The following is a 16,519-nucleotide window of genomic DNA, read 5'->3' as shown; positions in this document are numbered from 1 at the left end:
GGACAGGCGTCAGCTCAGATGCCCGCGCCCGCAATGCCGCAGTTGGCACCGGACGATAGCAGGATCTCGAACGCCCACTTATCCCGGCCCTACCCTTCACGTCTTCGGTCCCGGATTTTCGGGCTTGCCGCCCGTCGTCGAGTCCGGTTCGACGTAAAGGATCTTGGCCTTCATATGCGCGCGGGCCTGCGCGGCGATCCACACGAGGGTGGTCGCCACGAGCGTGATCGCGAACGCCTTGTGGTTGAACAGGGTGGTGTTCTTGAACGCCGCGACAAACACGAAAAGCAGCAGGATCTGGGCCGTGTAGAGCATGAGCCCCATGGCCTGGAAGAGGTGCGGAAGCGATTTCGCAGTGCGCTGCAGAACCACGAACCCGATGCCCATGAACACGATCACGACCAGCGTCGCGACGACCGCTCCGACCGCGCCCTTGCCACCGACGACAAGCCCGCAGACCAACGCGGCGAGTGCGCCGGCGACGGCCGTGGGCACGGCGGCTTGCAGAAGGGATCGGACGTCATCTGACCGCATGGCGGTTTGCTCCGCGTGGTGGTGGGGGCACGGGACTCGTACGGGACGAGCGTAAGCCCGGTCCGAGAGAGAACCTCGGGCCGAGGAACCGTCGCACTACGGTCCTTCGGCTCTGTCGCCGGGTTTAGTGAACGGTATCACAAACTATTTGATGAGAGCTTTACCTGCGAAGTGTGCCAACTGTCACACATGAGAGTGACCCTGCGCGTGTGTGCGCGACAGACATGCCTTCTGTCTGCTAATGAGCGCCCATGTCGGACATGTGGCCGCGCGGTCAGCGGGTGGATTCAGCCTTACGCCGCTCGGGGAAGCGCGAACGGGGGCCCACGGCGGTCGCGCCGTTGACGCCCGAGACGCCCGCGGCGATCGGCCTGGCGGGCGCCGGCTCCGTGCCTGAGGCGGCCTGTGCGGCCGCCTCCGCTGCCGCCTCGGCCGCCCGCGAGGCGTGCCGGTAGCGCGGCGGCACCAGACCCTCCGCCCACTTCGGGGTGCGCGGGGTGAAGCGCGGCAGGAGCAGCAGGATCAGGCCGACCGCGCTCAGCGCGACGATCAGCAGCACGATCCACATGGCGGTGGAGTGCACCGAGTAGGCGACGGTGCCGAAGGCGATCAGGCCCGACCAGAAGTACATGATGAGGACGGCCCGGCTGTGCGAGTGGCCGAGTTCCAACAGCCGGTGGTGGAGGTGGCCGCGGTCGGCCGCGAACGGCGACTGGCCCTTCCACGTACGCCGCACGATGGCCAGGACCAGGTCCGCCATCGGGATCGCGATCACCGTCAGCGGCAGGATCAGCGGGATGTAGGCGGGGAGCATCGCGTGCGTCGCGTTGCGCTCACCACCGGCGAACAGCGCCAGCGCGTCCGGGTCCACCTGTCCCGTCAGGGAGATGGCCGCGGCGGCCAGGACCAGGCCGATGAGCATCGAGCCGGAGTCGCCCATGAAGATCCGGGCAGGGTGCATGTTGTGCGGCAGGAAGCCCAGGCACATGCCCATCAGGATGGCCGCGAAGAGGGTGGCGGGGGCCGCGGACTCGATCCCGTAGCCGAACCAGATCCGGTAGGCGTACAGGAACAGCGCGGCGGCGGCGATGCAGACCATGCCGGCGGCGAGGCCGTCGAGACCGTCCACGAAGTTCACCGCGTTGATGGTGATCACCACGAGCGCCACGGTGAGCAGGTTGCCCTGCCACTGGGTGAGCGGGACGGTGCCGATGAAGGGCACGGGAATCCACAGGATGGTCAGACCCTGCATGACCATCACGCCGGCGGAGATCATCTGCGCGCCGAGCTTGATCAGGGCGTCGATCTCGAACTTGTCGTCCAGTACGCCGATGAGCCAGATCAGGGCGGCTCCGGAGAGCAGGGCGCGCGGCTCGTTCGACTTCTCGAAGACCGCGTTGAGGTTCTGCAGGTGGTCGGCGACGAGCAGGCCCGCGCACAGGCCGCCGAACATCGCGATCCCGCCGAGGCGCGGCGTCGGCTCCCGGTGCACGTCGCGGGCGCGGATCTCCGGCATGGCCCCGGCCGCGATCGCGAACTTCCGCACGGGCCCGGTCAGCAGGTAGGTCACCGCGACCGTGACGCAAAGCGTCAGCAGATATTCACGCACTGGCTGCCCCAGATGTATCGCCGGCCATCTCAGCCCCACACATTAGCTGCGATGTCCCCACTCCCGAGGACGCGAGGGGCCGGCATACCGGTTCCACTACAGCCCTGTTGTCCGCTTTACTCCCCGTAAGGGGGAAATCCATCCGTGAGCTCGGCGACCTCCGTACGTGTCTTCGCCGCGTCGCCGTCCAGGGCGGCGGCGAAGAGCTCCGCGATCCGGAGCATCTGCTGCTCCCCCATCCCCTGGGTGGTCACGGCCGCCGTGCCCAGCCGGACGCCCCGCTGGTCCCCGTACGGCAGCACGCAGGTGTCCAGCACGATCCCGGCGGCGGCCAGCCGGCCGCGGGCCGTCGGGCCGTCCACGCCCAGCGCCGCCGGATCCGCGGTGATCATGTGCGTGTCGGTGCCGCCGGTGGTGATCGTGAACCCGCGCTCCTCCAGCGCCTGCGCCAGCACCCGCGCGTTGGCGACCACGCGGTGGGCGTAGGTGGCGAAGTCCGGCCCGGCCGCCTCGCCGAAGGCGACGGCCTTGGCCGCGATGGTGTGCATCTGGGCCCCGCCCTGGGTGAAGGGGAACACCGCCCGGTCGATGCGCTCGGCGAACTCGGCCCCGCACAGCACCATCCCGCCCCGCGGCCCGCGCAGCACTTTGTGCGTGGTGGCGCAGACGACGTCGGCGTACGGCACCGGACTCGGCGCGGCACCGCCCGCCACCAGCCCGATCGGATGGGCGGCGTCTGCGATGAAGTAGGCCCCGACCTCGTCGGCGATCTCCCGGAAGGCCGAGTACTCCATGTGGCGGGCATAGGAAATGGACCCGCACACGATCGCCCGGGGCCGGTGCGCCCGGGCGAGGTCCTGCACCTGCCGGTAGTCGATGAGACCGGTCCGGGCATCGACCCCGTAGCCGACGAAGGTGAACCACTGCCCCGAGAAGTTGGCGGGCGAGCCGTGGGTGAGGTGGCCCCCGTACGGGAGCCCCAGCGCCAGCACGGTGTCCCCCGGCCGCAGCAGCGCCGCGTACGCCGCCAGGACGGCCGAGGAGCCCGAGTGCGGCTGCACGTTGGCGTGCTCGGCCCCGAACAGCGCCTTGACCCGCTCGACGGCCACCTGCTCGGCGAGGTCGGCGTACTCGCACCCCCCGTGGTAGCGGGCGCCGGGATAGCCCTCGGCGTACTTGTTGGCCAGCGGGGACCCCAGGGCTGCCAGGACCGCCGTCGAGGTGAAGTTCTCCGCCGCGCTCAGCTGCAGCGTGGCGGCCTGCCGGCGGGCCTCCCCGGCCAGTACGTCGGCCATCTGCGGGTCCTGCCGGCGCAGCAGGTCCGTGGGCTGGGTGATGACGCTCATGGCGCGACTCCAGGGGTACCGGGTACCAGCCACTGTAGGCCCGCGGCCCCCGCGGCGCCCCACAACCGCCCCGCGGACCCGCCCGCGGGCCTGCGGTCAGCGGCGCGCCGCGACGCCCGTCAGCGCCGTGACCACCGGGTCCAGCGCCTGGTTGATCTCGTCGCCGATGGAGCGGAAGAAGGTGATGGGGGCCCCGTACGGGTCGTACACCTCGTCCGCGTCGGGCGACGGCGCCAGCAGCCATCCGCGCAGCGCCGCCGCGGCCCGTACGAGCGCCCGCGCCCGCTCGGCCATGCCGTCGTCCAGCGGCGGCAGCGTGGCCGGGTCTATGGCGCGCACCAGCCGGGTGAACTCCTTCAGCGTGAAGGTCCGCAGCCCCGCCGAGTGGCCCATCGAGATGACCTGCGCACGGTGGTCCCGCGTCGCGGTCAGCACCAGGTCGGCGCGGATGACGTGCTCGTCGAGCAGCTCCCGGCCGGTGAACCCGGACGCGTCGGCCCCGAAGTCCGCGAGGACGGCGGCCGCGTTCGCCTCCATGGGGGCACCCTCGTGGCCCCAGGTGCCGGCGCTCTCCACGATGAGGTCGCCGTCGACGGGGCCGCCGAGGCGGTGCGAGAGGGCGTGTCGGGTGAGCCGCTCGGTGATGGGCGAGCGGCACACGTTGCCCGTGCTGACGTGGAGTATGCGGAAAGTGCTTCCCCCTGCTATGCCACGCCCCTCAGGGCTCACGGGGCCACCTCGAGGTCGGGTACGACCTCCCGCAGCCGGTCGGCGCCCAGCGCTCCTTCGCGCAGCAGCACGGGAACCTTGCCCGTGACGTCGACGATCGACGACGGTTCGATGCCGGGCGTCGGGCCGCCGTCCAGGTACACGGACACCGCGTCGCCGAGCATCTCGCGCGCCGCGTCGCAGTCCTCGGGCGCCGGGTGCCCGGAGAGGTTGGCCGAGGACACCGCCATCGGGCCGACCTCGGTCAGCAGCTCGATGGCGACGGGGTGCAGGGGCATGCGCACGGCGACGGTGCCGTGGGTGTCGCCGAGGTCCCACGCCAGCGAGGGCTGGTGCTTGGCGACCAGCGTCAGCGCGCCCGGCCAGAAGGCGTCGACGAGCTCCCATGCCTGCTCGGAGAAGTCCGTGACCAGGCCGTGCAGGGTGTTCGGGGAGCCGATGAGGACCGGGGTGGGCATGCCGCGGCCTCGGCCCTTGGCGGCGAGGAGGTCGTGGACGGCCTCCGGGCTGAAGGCGTCTGCGCCGATCCCGTACAGGGTGTCGGTGGGCAGCACGACGAGCTCGCCGCGGCGCACGGCGGATGCGGCTTCACGCAGGCCCGTCTTGCGGTCCGTCGCGTCGTTGCAGTCGTATCGCCGGGCCATCAGCGGGCCTCCTCGTGCAGCAGGGGGGTGGCGGGGGTCGTCGCGCCGGTCGGGGCGGTCACGGCAGGGCCTTGCGGGCCGTGGCGAAGCGGGGACGCCGGTTGAGGTCGGGGTGGTCGGCCGCGTCGGCCCAGCCGCGCTCCTCGGCGAAGATCCACGGGACCTGGCCGCCCTGGGTGTCGGCGTGCTCGACGACCACGATGCCGCCGGGCCGCAGCAGCCGGTGGGCCGTGCGCTCGATGCCGCGGATGGTGTCGAGGCCGTCCTCGCCGGAGAAGAGCGCCATCTCCGGGTCGTGGTCGCGGGCCTCGGGGGCGACGTACTCCCATTCGGTCAGCGGGATGTACGGCGGGTTGGAGATGACCAGGTCGACCTGGCCGTCGAGCTCGGGCAGCGCGCTGAGGGCGTCGCCCCGGTGCACGGTGACCCGGGAGCCCTCGGCGTTCTTGCGGGTCCACCGCAGGGCGTCCTCGGACAGCTCGACGGCGTGCACGCGCGAGCGCGGCACCTCCTGCGCCATGGCCAGCGCGATCGCGCCGGATCCGGTGCACAGGTCGACGATCAGCGGTTCGACGACGTCCATCGCCCGGACGGCCTGTATGGCCCAGTCCACCACCGACTCGGTCTCCGGCCGGGGCACGAAGACGCCGGGTCCCACCTGGAGCTCCAGGTAGCGGAAGAAGGCGCGCCCGGTGATGTGCTGGAGCGGCTCGCGCGCCTCGCGGCGGGCGACGGCCTCCCAGTAGCGGGCGTCGAAGTCCGCGTCCTTGACGTGGTGCAGTTCCCCCCGTTTGACGCCGTGCACGAAGGCCGCGAGCTCCTCCGCGTCGAAGCGCGGTGAGGGCACGCCGGCGGCGGCCAGCCGCTGGGTGGCCTGGGCCACCTCGGCAAGCAGCAAGTTCACGCTGGTCCTCCGGGCTGCTGTCGTACGGGGGGTGGAGCGGGGTTCGGTCAGTTCGCGGCGGCGAGCTTGGCCGCGGAGTCCGTGTCCACGCAGGCCTGGATGACCGCGTCGAGGTCGCCGTCGAGCACCTGGTCCAGGTTGTACGCCTTGAAACCGGTGCGGTGGTCCGAGATCCGGTTCTCCGGGTAGTTGTATGTACGGATCTTCTCGGACCGGTCCACGGAGCGCACCTGGCTGCGGCGCACGTCGGAGGCCTCCTGCTCGGCGGCCTCCTGGGCGGCGGCCAGCAGGCGGGAGCGCAGGATGCGCATGGCCTGCTCCTTGTTCTGGAGCTGGCTCTTCTCGTTCTGGCAGGAGGCGACCACACCGGTCGGGATGTGCGTGATGCGCACGGCCGAGTCGGTGGTGTTGACGGACTGGCCGCCGGGACCGGAGGAGCGGTATACGTCGATGCGGAGGTCGTTCGCGTTGATCTCGACCTCGACCTCCTCGGCCTCCGGGGTGACGAGCACGCCGGCGGCGGAGGTGTGGATGCGGCCCTGGGACTCGGTGGCCGGCACGCGCTGGACGCGGTGCACGCCGCCCTCGTACTTCAGGCGGGCCCACACGCCCTGGCCCGGCTCGGTGGCGCCGTTGCCGCCCTTGGTGCGGACGGAGACCTGGACGTCCTTGTAGCCGCCGAGCTCGGATTCGGTGGCGTCGATGATCTCGGTCTTCCAGCCCACGCGCTCGGCGTAGCGCAGGTACATGCGCAGCAGGTCGCCGGCGAACAGGGCCGACTCGTCGCCGCCCGCGCCCGCCTTGACCTCCAGGAGCACGTCCTTGTCGTCGCTGGGGTCGCGCGGGACGAGGAGCAGGCGGAGCTTCTCGGTGAGCTCCTCGCGCGCCTGCGTCAGCTCCTTGACCTCGGCGGCGAAGTCCGGGTCGTCGGCCGCGAGCTCCTTCGCCGTTTCGATGTCGTCGCCCGTCTGCTTCCAGGCACGGAAGGTGGCGATGATCGGGGTCAGCTCCGCGTAGCGCTTGTTCAGCTTGCGCGCGTTGGCCTGATCGGAGTGGACCGAAGGGTCGGCGAGCTGCTTCTCGAGGTCGGCGTGTTCGCCGACCAGTTCCTCGACCGCCTCGAACATCGGGGGGCTCCTGTGGTGAAAGTGCGGGGGGACTGCACGGGGGGACGGGCTCGTACGACGACAAAGGCGCCGGTCCGGCCGCCCCCGAGTGGACAGGGTGCGGCCGGAGACCGGCGCCTGGGTCGCGCTACTTCTTGGCCGCGCCCTTGCCGAAGCGCGCCTCGAAGCGGGCCACACGGCCACCGGTGTCGAGGATCTTCTGCTTGCCCGTGTAGAACGGGTGGCACTCGGAGCAGACCTCGGCACGGATGGTGCCCTCGGTCAGGGTGCTACGGGTCGTGAACGACGCGCCGCAGGTGCAGCTGACCGCGGTCTCGACGTACTCGGGGTGAACATCGCGCTTCAAGGTGTCTCCTAGATTCGGGAGGGCGCCGGGTCGCAGGAGCCGAATTGCTGCTTGCGTGAACCGGGGCCGACAGACCAGTCTGCCAGGACCGGGCTGCCTGTCAAAATTCTGAGGACATCTCCCTCAACGGGAGGGGGTCGGCATCTATTCCGGAGGGCTCCGGAGCCCTCGTCTACTGGACGACGGTGCCGGCCGTGCTCTTGTCGCCGCTGGAGTTCGCGGTGGCCTCGGCCGGGACGGGCCGGTCGGCCAGCAGGGCGTCCCAGACCATCCTGGACTCCTTCTGCAGCGGTGTGACGCGGTTCGCGTCGAGGGGGTCCGCGGTCACGGGCAGGGTGAGCATCTGCATGTCCCGGGCGTCGATGCCCTGGAGGCTCTGGGCGAAGCCGGCGAGGGACTTCACGTCGCCGAGCGCCTTGTCGGTGGTGAGCGCCTTGGTCCCGGCGTCGGCGAGGTCGAGGAGCCTCTTGGGGTTGTCGAACACGCCGACGCCCTTGACCTGCTTGATCAGTGCCTTGAGGAAGGCCTGCTGGAGCTGTATTCGACCGAGGTCGCCGCCGTCGCCGACACCGTGGCGGGTGCGGACGAGGCCGAGGGCCTGCTCGCCGTTCAGCTGGTTGGGGCCGGCGGGGAGGTCGAGACGGCTGTGCTCGTCCTTGATCGGCCTGGTCGTGGTCACGGGGACGCCGCCGAGGGTGTCGATGATCTTCTTGAAGCCGGTGAAGTCGACCTCCACATAGTGGTCCATGCGGATTCCCGACATCTTCTCGACGGTCTTCACCGCGCAGGCGGCGCCGCCGACCGTGTAGGCCTCGTTGAACTGCCGGCGCTTGCCTCCGGGGTCGCTCCGGCCCTTGCCCGTGGGGCACTCGGGCCGGGAGGTCATGGTGTCGCGGGGTATGGACACCACGGCGGCCTTCCGACGTCCCTCGTACAGGTGGACGATCATCGCGGTGTCGGAACGGGCGGAGCCGCCGTCGTCCCGTCCGTACTCGCCGTTGGCGCCGCCTCGGGAGTCGGAGCCGAGGACGAGGAGGTCCATCGAGCCGTTGTCCACGTCCGCCGGGCGGTCCGTGCCCAGCGCCTGGTCGATGTCGACCGTCCTGAGGTTCCCGTTGAGCTTGAAGTAGAAGTAGCCCGCGCCCGCCCCGCCGAGCAGGACCACGGCGGCGGCGCACCACGCGGCCGTGGCGAGGGCCCTGCGGCGCCTCGCCGGTTTTCGCGGCCGGCGGCCCGCGGCCCGCCGGCCGCGGCCGTTGCTGTCCTCGGTCATGTCTTCCTCAGTCCTCGGCCGTCCTCGGTTTCTCCCACAGACGGGCGCATGCCCTGAAGGGTTCCACGGCACCCACCACCGCCCGTACGGCCACCACCGGCGTACGAACCAGGACGAACGGCGGGTGACTCGTCCCTCACCTGCGGTTTCCGGGCCCGGGGACGAAAGCCGCGCAGGGGGTGTGATGTGGCGAAGCTCGCACCGGTCCGGACCACGCACGGCAGCCCCCGCCGCGGGTGTGCGGCGGGGGCTGCTGCGGCGGTTGCCTCACGGCCGGCGCATGACGCCGACCGGCGGACCTCAGTCGTCGTTCTTGCCCGACGGGGTCGTCTTGGCGATCTGCATCAGGAACTCGGCGTTCGACTTCGTCTGCTTCATCTTGTCGAGGAGCAGTTCGATCGCCTGCTGCGAGTCGAGGGCGTGCAGCACCCGGCGCAGCTTCCAGACGATGGCGAGCTCTTCCGCGTTGAGGAGGATCTCCTCCTTGCGGGTGCCCGACGGGTCGACGTCGACGGCCGGGAAGATGCGCTTGTCGGCGAGCTTCCGGTCGAGCTTGAGCTCCATGTTGCCGGTGCCCTTGAACTCCTCGAAGATCACCTCGTCCATGCGCGAGCCGGTGTCGACCAGCGCGGTGGCCAGGATGGTCAGCGAACCGCCGTCCTCGATGTTGCGCGCGGCACCGAAGAAGCGCTTCGGCGGGTACAGCGCGGTCGAGTCGACACCACCGGACAGGATGCGGCCGGAGGCGGGCGCCGCGAGGTTGTACGCGCGGCCCAGACGGGTGATGGAGTCCAGCAGGACGACCACGTCGTGGCCCAGCTCGACGAGGCGCTTGGCGCGCTCGATGGCCAGCTCGGCGACGGTGGTGTGGTCCTCGGCCGGGCGGTCGAAGGTCGAGGAGATGACCTCGCCCTTGACCGACCGCTGCATGTCGGTGACCTCTTCCGGACGCTCGTCGACCAGGACGACCATCAGGTGGCACTCGGGGTTGTTGGTGGTGATCGCGTTGGCGATCGCCTGCATGATCATGGTCTTGCCGGTCTTCGGCGGGGCCACGATCAGGCCGCGCTGGCCCTTTCCGATCGGCGACACGAGGTCGATGATGCGGGTGGTCAGCACGCCCGGGTCGGTCTCCAGGCGCAGCCGGTCCTGCGGGTACAGGGGCGTCAGCTTCTGGAACTCCGGGCGGCCGCGGCCGGATTCGGGCGCCATGCCGTTCACCGAGTCCAGGCGCACCAGCGCGTTGAACTTCTCGCGGCGCTCGCCGTCCTTGGGCTGGCGCACGGCACCCGTGGTGTGGTCGCCCTTGCGCAGACCCGCCTTGCGGACCTGGGCGAGGGAGACGTACACGTCGTTGGGACCGGGCAGGTAGCCCGAGGTCCGGATGAACGCGTAGTTGTCCAGGATGTCGAGGATGCCCGCGACGGGGATCAGCACGTCGTCGTCGGCGACCTGCGGCTCGTTCGGCGCGAACTCGTCGCGGCCGCGACGGCCACGGCGGTCGCGGTAGCGGCCGCGACGGCCACGGCGGCCGCCCTCGTCGTCGAAGTCGTCCTGCGGCCCGCCGTCCTGGCGTCCCTGCTGGCCCTGGCCCTGACGGCCGCCCTGCTGCTGGCGGTCCTGGCGGTCGGCCCGGTCCTGCCGGCCGCCGCCCTGGCCGCCCTGCGCGGGCTGGCCCTGACCCTGGCCGCCCTGGCCCTGGTCGTCGGACTTGGCGCCGCGGTCGCGGCGGTCGCGCTGGCGGTCGCCGCGCTCCCGGCGGTCGCGGCGTCCGCGGCCCTCACCGTCCTGGCCCTGGGCCTGGCCGGCGGAGACGGCCGTGGCGGCCTCGGCCTTGGTCTCGGCGGGCGCGGTGGCCGTGGCCGTGTCGGCCTTCTGCTCGACCTGTACGGAGACGGGGGCCGAGCCCTCCGGGCTGCCGGAGGGGGCGGTGGCGCGCCGGCGGCGGCGCTCGCCGGCCGGGACGTCGTCTCCCCCACTCTCGGCTGCGCTCGAGCGGGAGGGGCCCCCTGCGGGCTGGCCCGGGATCTCGATCTGCGCCTGCGTCGCGGCGGGCTTCTCGGCGGGGGCCGCGGGGGCGGCCTCGGCCGCCTGCGGGGCCTCGACGGCGGCCGTACGGGCCTTGCTGGTGGCACGGCGCTTCGGCTTGGCCTCGGCGGTGTCCGCGGCGGCGGAGGCTGCGGCCTTGGGGGCACCGCCGCCCGCCTGCGCCTCCTTGATGACCTCGATCAGCTGGCTCTTGCGCATGCGCGCGGTGCCCCTGATGCCGAGGCCCGACGCGACCTGCTGCAGCTCGGCGAGGACCATGCCGTCAAGGCCGGTGCCGGTGCGGCGACGCTTGGGCGCAGCGCCCGCGGCGGGGGCGCTGGTGTCGACAGAGGTGTCGGCAGCGCCCATCAGATCGGTGGTGTCGCTCACGAAGGGTCCTTCCCTGGAGCGGACGTCGGCCTGTCTGGCTCGGCGACCGGTTGTGCTGTCCGACGACGGTCCTTGGTGTGGACCGTGCCGGGGCGGTGGTCCGCCGGTAGAAATACGGCGGAGAGAAAACGTACGTGGGTTCGGCGAGAAGCCCCCGAGCTGGAAAGCGTGGGAAATTCACGCCGATTCCGGAGCGTGCTCGAAACTGCTGGAAGTGATCAAAGCAGTCGGGGAGGCTCCCGGAAGAAAGGTGGTCCCGGATGGGGACACTGAGCACCGAGCCATGACGGCTTCCGATGCGCACTTGAGACTAACACTACCGGATCCAACAGATATTCCCCCTCTCAATCACCGGCAACCGCGCCCTTCCGCGCGGGCGGCCTGCCCCGGCCGCCCGCCCCTGGCCGACTGGTCCTGTCGGAGGACAGCCCTAGCCGCCCTGGGTGCCCAGCGGAAGCACGCTCGCGCCCGCGGCGTCGAGTGCGAGCCGGTTGGCCGCCCATCCCTCGCCCGCGAGCTGCGCGACCTTGTCGGCCGCGTCGTTGTCGACCAGCGCGAGGACCGTCGGGCCCGCGCCGGAGATGACCGCGGGGATGCCGTCCGCCCGCAGTCGGTTGACGAGTGCCACGCTCTCGGGCATCGCCGGGGACCGGTACTCCTGGTGGAGCCGGTCTTCGGTGGCCGGCAGCAGCAGCTCGGGACGCCTGGTCAGGGCTTCCACGAGCAGGCCCGCGCGGCCCGCGTTGACGGCCGCGTCCACGTGCGGGACGGTCCGCGGCAGCAGGCCGCGCGCCGTCTCGGTGAGGACCGGCCGGGAAGGTACGAAGACCACCGGAACGATGGAGTCGGCGGGCTCCATCCGGATGGCCCGGGCACTGCCCCCGTCCATCCACGCCAGGGTGAAGCCGCCGAGCAGGCAGGCGGCCACGTTGTCGGGGTGCCCCTCGATCTCGGTGGCGAGCTCCAGGAGCGCCGCATCGTCGAGCTTCGCCTCCCCGCCTATGGTGACGGCGCGGGCGGCGACGATGCCGGCGCAGATGGCGGCCGAGGACGAGCCCAGGCCGCGGCCGTGCGGGATGCGGTTGGCGCAGACGACCTCAAGGCCGCGCGGCTGGCCGCCCAGCAGGTCGAAGGCGGTGCGCATGGAGCGTACGAGCAGGTGGCTCTCGTCCCGCGGGAGGGTGTCGGCGCCCTCACCCGCGATGTCGATGTTCAGGCCGGAGTCGGCCACCCGGACGACGACGTCGTCGTAGAGGCCCAGGGCCAGGCCCAGGGCGTCGAAGCCGGGGCCGAGATTGGCACTGCTGGCGGGGACGCGCACCCGTACGGCGGCGGCGCGGAACGCTGGACCGGCCATCGTCCGATGACACTCCTTGTGACTGTGCGAGGACTTCGCTCTTCGCTGGCTCGCTGTGAATGTACTGGAGAACGTACGACACCCGAAGGCCCTCGGGGCAGCACCGCAGTCATATGCGCGGTGGCGGATGTAAGTACAGCCTATCGAAGGAAGGTTCTCTCGCGACATAGGGCGCACAGGAGGCGCACGATGCGTGTCGCGGATTCGACCGGGTTGGACCCGCTTCGGTTGCACTTGTGTCGTCGTACGGGGTGAGTTGCCGGGGCCCGCGAGGCCCTCGGACGCCCGGCTGGGCGCCCGGAGCCCTGCGGAACCCCGGCTCACACGGTCGTGCGTCAGACCAGGCCGAGGCGGACGGCGGCGGCTTCGGCGTCCACCGGAACCGTGACCGGCTGCGGAGCGCCGGCGACCGCCCAGTCGGGGTCCTTCAGGCCGTTGCCGGTGACGGTGCACACGATCCTCTGGCCCGGGTCGACCAGGCCCAGCTCGGCGGCCTTGAGCAGACCGGCCACGGACGCGGCCGAGGCGGGCTCCACGAAGACGCCCTCCTGGGAGGCCAACAGCCGGTAGGCGGCCAGGATCTGGCGGTCCGTCACCTCGTCGATGAAGCCGCCCGACTCGTCACGCGCCGCCAGCGCGTGGTCCCAGGAGGCCGGGTTGCCGATGCGGATCGCGGTGGCGACGGTGTGCGGCTCCTTGACGACCTCGCCCCGCACGATGGGCGCGGATCCGGAGGCCTGGAAACCCCACACGCGGGGCGTACGGGAGGCCAGGCCGTCGGCCTTGTACTCCTTGAACCCCTTCCAGTACGCGGTGATGTTGCCCGCGTTGCCCACCGGCAGCACGTGCACGTCCGGGGCGTCGCCGAGCGCGTCGACGATCTCGAACGCGGCCGTCTTCTGGCCCTCGATGCGCACCGGATTGACGGAATTGACCAGCGCCACCGGGTAGTTGTCGGACAGCGCGCGGGCGAGGTCGAGGCAGTCGTCGAAGTTGCCGTCCACCTGAAGGATCTTGGCGCCGTGCACCAGGGCCTGGCCCATCTTGCCGAGCGCGATCTTGCCGCGGGGCACGAGCACCGCGGAGACCATCCCGGCACGCACCGCGTAGGCGGCCGCGGACGCCGAAGTGTTGCCGGTGGAGGCGCAGATGACCGCCTTGGCGCCCTCCTCCTTGGCCCTGGTGATGGCCATGGTCATGCCGCGGTCCTTGAAGGACCCGGTGGGGTTCGCCCCCTCGACCTTCAGGTGCACCTCGCAACCGGTGCGCTCGGACAGCACCTGTGCGGGGACGAGGGGAGTGCCACCCTCGCGGAGCGTCACCACCGGGGTCGTGTCCGTCACCGGCAGGCGGTCCCGGTACTCCTCGATGATGCCGCGCCACTGGTGGGTGCGATTGCTGCTCATGGGTCCTTACTCCCCTTCAACACGCATGATGCTGGCGACACCGCGCACGGTGTCCAGCTTCCGCAGCGCCTCGACGGTCCCGGAGAGGGCGGCGTCGGGCGCGCGGTGGGTGACGACGACGAGGGAGGCCTCGCCGTCCTTGCCCTGCTGGCGGACGGTGTCGATGGACACCCCGTGCTCCGCGAACGTCGTCGCCACCTGGGCGAGGACGCCCGGCTTGTCCGCCACATCGAGGCTGATGTGGTAGCGGGTGACGACCTCGCCCATGGTGCTGACCGGCAGCTGGGTGTACGCCGACTCGCCGGGCCCCGTTGCCTCGGCGAGCTTGTTGCGGGCGACGGCGACGAGGTCGCCGAGGACCGCGGACGCGGTCGGGGCACCGCCCGCGCCGGGACCGTAGAACATGAGCCGCCCGGCGGCCTCCGCCTCGACGAAGACCGCGTTGTACGCCTCGCGGACGGAGGCGAGGGGGTGGCTGAGCGGGATCATCGCCGGGTGGACGCGGGCGGTGACGGACTCGCCGTCCGCGGCGCGCTCCAGGATGGCGAGCAGCTTGATGGTGCAGCCCATCCGCTTGGCGGAGGCGAAGTCGGCGGCGCTGACCTCGGTCATGCCCTCCCGGTACACGTCGTCGAGGCGGACGCGGGTGTGGAAGGCGATGCCGGCCAGGATCGCGGCCTTGGCGGCGGCGTCGTAGCCCTCGACGTCGGCGGTCGGGTCGGCTTCGGCGTACCCGAGGGCGGTGGCCTCGTCCAGGGCCTCCTGGTAGCCGGCGCCGGTCGAGTCCATCTTGTCGAGGATGAAGTTCGTCGTGCCGTTGACGATGCCCATCACCCGGTTGATCTTGTCGCCGGCGAGGGACTCGCGCAGCGGCCGGACCAGCGGGATCGCGCCGGCCACGGCGGCCTCGTAGTACAGGTCGCGGCCCTGCTGCTCGGCGGCGGCGTGCAGCGCGGCGCCGTCCTGGGCGAGCAGCGCCTTGTTCGCGGAGACCACCGAGATGCCGTGCTCGAAGGCGGTGGTGATCAGGGTGCGGGCCGGCTCGATGCCACCGATGACCTCGATGGCGATGTCGATGTCGCCGCGTTTGAGAAGGGCGGTGGCATCGGTGGTGATCAGGGCCGGGTCGATGCCCTCGCGCACCTTGGAGGGACGGCGCACGGCCACGCCGGCGAGCTCGACGGGCGCGCCGATCCTCTGCGTGAGGTCGTCGGCGTGCGTCGTCATGATGCGAGCCACCTCTGAGCCGACCACTCCACAGCCCAGCAGCGCCACCTTCAGCGGACGCGTACGCATCATTCGACCTACGCCTTTCGATCTTCCATCAATACCCCGCGCGCGGTTTTGCGCGCGGGATGTGAACCAGTCTCACTCAATGGACAGCACTTTCCATCCTCGGTCCATTCAGTGAGATGCCTATTTCATCATCCGAGGTCGAGACGCAGGAGATCTTCCTCCGTCTCGCGGCGAACGATCACTCGGGCCTGTCCGTCACGCACGGCGACGACGGGCGGGCGGAGCGCGTGGTTGTAGTTGCTGGCCATGGAGCGGCAGTACGCGCCGGTCGCGGGCACGGCGAGGAGGTCGCCGGGTGCCAGGTCGGCCGGCAGGAACGCGTCCTTCACGACGATGTCGCCGCTCTCGCAGTGCTTGCCGACGACGCGCACGAGCATCGGCTCGGCGTCGGAGGTCCGGGAGACCAGCGCGATGGAGTACTCGGCGTCGTAGAGGGCCGTGCGGATGTTGTCGGACATCCCGCCGTCGACGCTCACGTAGGTACGGAGCCCCTCCAGCGGCTTGATCGTCCCCACCTCGTACAGGGTGAACGCGGTCGGGCCGACGATGGCGCGGCCGGGCTCGACGGAGATCCGGGGGGCGCGCAGTCCGGCGCTCTCGCACTCGCGGGCCACGATCTCGGTGAGGGCCTTGGCGATCTCGTGCGGCTCGCGCGGGTCGTCGTTCGAGGTGTAGGCGATGCCGAGGCCGCCGCCGAGGTCGATCTCGGGCAGTTCGACGCCGTGCTCGTCGCGGACGGCGGCGAGCAGGCGCACGACGCGCTTGGCGGAGACCTCGAAGCCGGCCATGTCGAAGATCTGCGAGCCGATGTGGGAGTGGACGCCCAGCAGCTCCAGCGAGTCGTGGCCGAGGGCGCGGCGCACGGCCTCGGCGGCGGACCCGTCGGCGACGGCGATGCCGAACTTCTGGTCCTCGTGGGCGGTCGCGATGAACTCGTGCGTGTGCGCCTCGACGCCGACGGTCACCCGGATCTGCACGGGCTGCCGTACGCCGAGCTCGCGGGCGACGTGCGCGACGCGGGCGATCTCCTGGAAGGAGTCCAGGACGATCCGGCCGACCCCGGCCTCGACGGCCCGGCGGATCTCGGCCTCGGACTTGTTGTTGCCGTGGAAGGCGATCCGCCCGGCCGGCATCCCGGCGGCGAGCGCGGTCGTCAGCTCCCCGCCGGAGCACACGTCGACGTTGAGCCCTTCTTCCGCGAGCCACTTCACGACGGCCTTGGACAGGAACGCCTTGCCGGCGTAGAAGACGTCGGCGCCGGGGCCGAAGGCGTGCGCCCAGGCGCGGCAGCGGGTCCGGAAGTCCTCCTCGTCGAGGAAGTAGGCGGGCGTCCCGAACTCCTCGGCGAGCTTGGTGACGTCGATGCCGCCGACGGAGACGACCCCGTCGTCCTCGCGCCGGACGGTACGGGACCAGACCTTCGCGTCGAGCGCGTTGAGGTCGGCGGGCGGCGGGGAGTAGTGCCCTTCGGGCAGGACGTCGGCGTGGCGGGGGCCGGCGGGGTGCGCGGAGCGGCTCATCGGTTTCTCT

14 protein-coding genes are annotated in these 16,519 nt (G+C 71.3%); all 14 read right to left on the bottom strand.

All coding sequences use genetic code 11. The features are described 5' to 3' along the window. Window positions 1-96: 96 nt before the first annotated feature. Window positions 97-534, bottom strand: a complete 438-nt coding sequence (locus IF89_RS0118605; protein WP_030768898.1) for a hypothetical protein — start codon at window positions 532-534, stop codon at window positions 97-99. A 274-nt stretch (window positions 535-808) separates the two neighbouring features. Next, a complete protein-coding gene (locus tag IF89_RS0118600; RefSeq protein WP_030768896.1) occupies window positions 809-2,143 on the bottom strand; it encodes an MraY family glycosyltransferase in 1,335 nt (444 codons plus the stop codon). A 116-nt stretch (window positions 2,144-2,259) separates the two neighbouring features. Next, entirely contained in the window at window positions 2,260-3,489 is a 1,230-nt protein-coding gene (gene glyA / locus IF89_RS0118595; protein ID WP_030768893.1) for a serine hydroxymethyltransferase, read from the bottom strand. Between the two features lie 96 nt (window positions 3,490-3,585). Beyond that, complete coding sequence (locus tag IF89_RS0118590; protein WP_030768890.1) at window positions 3,586-4,218, bottom strand: low molecular weight phosphatase family protein; 633 nt, start codon at window positions 4,216-4,218, stop codon at window positions 3,586-3,588. Next, on the bottom strand, window positions 4,215-4,862 hold the full coding sequence (locus IF89_RS0118585) for an L-threonylcarbamoyladenylate synthase (RefSeq protein WP_030768887.1): 648 nt from the start codon (window positions 4,860-4,862) through the stop codon (window positions 4,215-4,217). The genes IF89_RS0118590 and IF89_RS0118585 overlap by 4 nt, the downstream gene beginning before the upstream one ends. 58 nt (window positions 4,863-4,920) lie before the next feature. Then, entirely contained in the window at window positions 4,921-5,766 is an 846-nt protein-coding gene (prmC, locus tag IF89_RS0118580) for a peptide chain release factor N(5)-glutamine methyltransferase (RefSeq protein WP_030768882.1), read from the bottom strand. A gap of 47 nt (window positions 5,767-5,813) precedes the next feature. Next, entirely contained in the window at window positions 5,814-6,893 is a 1,080-nt protein-coding gene (gene prfA / locus IF89_RS0118575) for a peptide chain release factor 1 (RefSeq protein WP_030768879.1), read from the bottom strand. A gap of 127 nt (window positions 6,894-7,020) precedes the next feature. Next, window positions 7,021-7,239 (bottom strand): 50S ribosomal protein L31, encoded by a 219-nt coding sequence (gene rpmE / locus IF89_RS0118570; protein WP_030008686.1) that lies wholly within the window; start codon window positions 7,237-7,239, stop codon window positions 7,021-7,023. A 172-nt stretch (window positions 7,240-7,411) separates the two neighbouring features. Beyond that, a complete protein-coding gene (locus tag IF89_RS0118565) occupies window positions 7,412-8,512 on the bottom strand; it encodes an LCP family protein (protein ID WP_030768878.1) in 1,101 nt (366 codons plus the stop codon). A gap of 300 nt (window positions 8,513-8,812) precedes the next feature. Beyond that, complete coding sequence (rho, locus tag IF89_RS0118560) at window positions 8,813-10,930, bottom strand: transcription termination factor Rho (protein ID WP_030768875.1); 2,118 nt, start codon at window positions 10,928-10,930, stop codon at window positions 8,813-8,815. Between the two features lie 430 nt (window positions 10,931-11,360). After that, the gene (gene thrB, locus IF89_RS0118555) at window positions 11,361-12,287 is read right to left on the bottom strand and encodes a homoserine kinase (RefSeq protein WP_030768872.1); all 927 of its coding nucleotides are present in this window, start codon (window positions 12,285-12,287) and stop codon (window positions 11,361-11,363) included. A 335-nt stretch (window positions 12,288-12,622) separates the two neighbouring features. Then, window positions 12,623-13,693: a threonine synthase gene (gene thrC, locus IF89_RS0118550; RefSeq protein ID WP_030768870.1), complete on the bottom strand. Its 1,071-nt coding sequence runs from the start codon at window positions 13,691-13,693 to the stop codon at window positions 12,623-12,625. A 6-nt stretch (window positions 13,694-13,699) separates the two neighbouring features. Continuing rightward, a complete protein-coding gene (locus tag IF89_RS0118545; protein WP_030768859.1) occupies window positions 13,700-14,989 on the bottom strand; it encodes a homoserine dehydrogenase in 1,290 nt (429 codons plus the stop codon). 128 nt (window positions 14,990-15,117) lie between these two features. Beyond that, window positions 15,118-16,509 carry a diaminopimelate decarboxylase gene (lysA, locus tag IF89_RS0118540; protein ID WP_030768856.1) on the bottom strand — a complete coding sequence of 464 codons (1,392 nt, stop codon included), beginning with the start codon at window positions 16,507-16,509 and terminating at the stop codon, window positions 15,118-15,120. Window positions 16,510-16,519 lie beyond the last annotated feature (10 nt).

Origin of the sequence: Streptomyces sp. NRRL F-2664, assembly GCF_000719345.1 — a bacterium.
Taxonomy (GTDB): Bacteria; Actinomycetota; Actinomycetes; order Streptomycetales; family Streptomycetaceae; genus Streptomyces.
The sequence above is the reverse complement of the archived record's forward strand: the minus strand, read 5'-3'. Positions and strand labels throughout refer to the sequence as shown.